Origin of the sequence: Clostridium gallinarum, assembly GCF_014836325.1 — a bacterium.
GTDB lineage: Bacteria > Bacillota > Clostridia > Clostridiales > Clostridiaceae > Clostridium > Clostridium gallinarum.
This window is the reverse complement of the sequence record NZ_JACSQZ010000126.1, coordinates 1-1,691: the sequence shown is the minus strand read 5'-3', so window position 1 is coordinate 1,691 and position 1,691 is coordinate 1. Positions and strand designations below refer to the sequence as shown.

Annotated in this window: 1 protein-coding gene; it reads right to left on the bottom strand. The window is 28.4% G+C overall.

Features of this window, described 5'->3' with window-relative positions:
- Nucleotides 1-120: 120 nt before the first annotated feature.
- Nucleotides 121-1,410 (bottom strand): IS110 family RNA-guided transposase, encoded by a 1,290-nt coding sequence (locus H9660_RS16090; RefSeq protein WP_191751380.1) that lies wholly within the window; start codon nt 1,408-1,410, stop codon nt 121-123.
- Between the last annotated feature and the right edge of the window lie 281 nt (nt 1,411-1,691).

The window sequence follows — 1,691 nt, the reverse complement described above, 5'->3', positions numbered from 1 at the left end:
TATAGACCAGTTATAAAAAGTCAATACTTTTTTAAAAAATTCTTTTATTAAATAAGGGTATACTTAAGAAACCATATATTCTTGACGAAATATGGACAAATAGTATTGATTCAATATTTGTTAAATAACGGGCTTTAATATATTTTGTTTATATAGTTTTTCATGTACTTCCGGTAATCGTAATTCAAAGGGCTCTTGCTCACGTAATATAGCAAAAAAATGATTTATAAGCTTGTGCATTACAGCGCATATAGCAACTTTTTTAGGTTTTCTTAAGCAGAGTTTTTTATAGTATTCTAATAATATAGGGTTTGCAGGATCACCATTCCTTCTTGTTTTTATAGAAGCTATTGCTAAGTTAAAAAGTATTTTTCTAGCAAAGCTAGAGCCACGTTTACTAAGCTTATTGTGAGTACTAGTAAAGTCACCTGATTGGGATACTGATGAATCAAGACCTACAAATGCTACTATTTTTTTGGGATTTTTGAAATTATTTATATCACCAATTTCCGATAGAAATGATACAGCGCTAATAAACCCTACTTCAGGGTGAGTGCATAGTAAACCAACATTTCTTTCCAATTTAGGAATCTGTTTGTGTAGCTTAATTATAGATTGTGTTAATTCTTCACATGCGTTGGAGAGTGTTTTAATTATATTTATCCAAGTTATGATTTCTACACTTAGAGACGTTAATGTAATATTCATTTCTTTAGCTTCATTAGCAGCTTCTAATATTTGATTATATTTCTTTTCGGCCCATTCGATAGAATGGCTAATTGTAGAAGTCATGGTTTGTATAATTTGTGTCTTAGAGGCCTTTAAAAATGAATCATAAGTAGGGTACTTTAAAAGTAATGACATAGGGATTTCACTATAAGGATCACTGAATATTGTATGAAATTTAGGAAATACTATATTTAATGATGAAGTTAATTTCTTTTTATAGTCAGATCTTTGACTAACTAATGAAGAATATTCTCTGCATAGTTTTTTTAATACAAAGAAATTTTCATCATAGGAAGAATCAGCTACAAAAGTTGGGGATTGAGATAATTGTGCAATCCTCAACGAATCAACTTTATCTGTTTTTACCTTTCGAATACTTTGCTTTGCAAAGTTCTTAGTTTTAATTGGATTAATTACATAACAATTAAATCCACATTTTGAAAAATAGTTATAAAGCAGTATGTGGTACAATCCTGTTGATTCCATGAATATATTAGGTTTTACACAAAATTTATAATTTATATCATCTAATATCTTATGAAGTTTCTTAAATCCAGCTAGATTGTTTGTTATAGTAAGTTTTTTACCATAAGCTTCGCCACCGGGTTTCAAGATTGAAATTACAGAGGTTTTAGATGAAATATCAATACCAACAACAAAAGTAAAAGTAAACTTATTCATAATCAATTCTCCTTAGTTTTGAATATAGTTCCCATTATAAATCAATAAATTATATCCTCGTTTGTTACTCAAGTAATTCTACAATATGTAGAAACCTAACCAGTTACTCATAAATATTATTGAATGGGATAACAGTCTATACAACGGGTACGCGTAAGCTCCCAGGAAAGTAACGTCAATACCATATTCAAATATTAAATTTCACTGATTAGAGTTTACTTATAAAAGTAATAATATTCGTATTAGCTTTTATAATTTTATTATACGAGGAAAGTATAAAA

Bases quoted from the DNA above. Each gene is read 5' to 3' on its own strand.
- H9660_RS16090 (WP_191751380.1), bottom strand. From the start codon at position 1,410: ATGAATAAGTTTACTTTTACTTTTGTTGTTGGTATTGATATTTCATCT.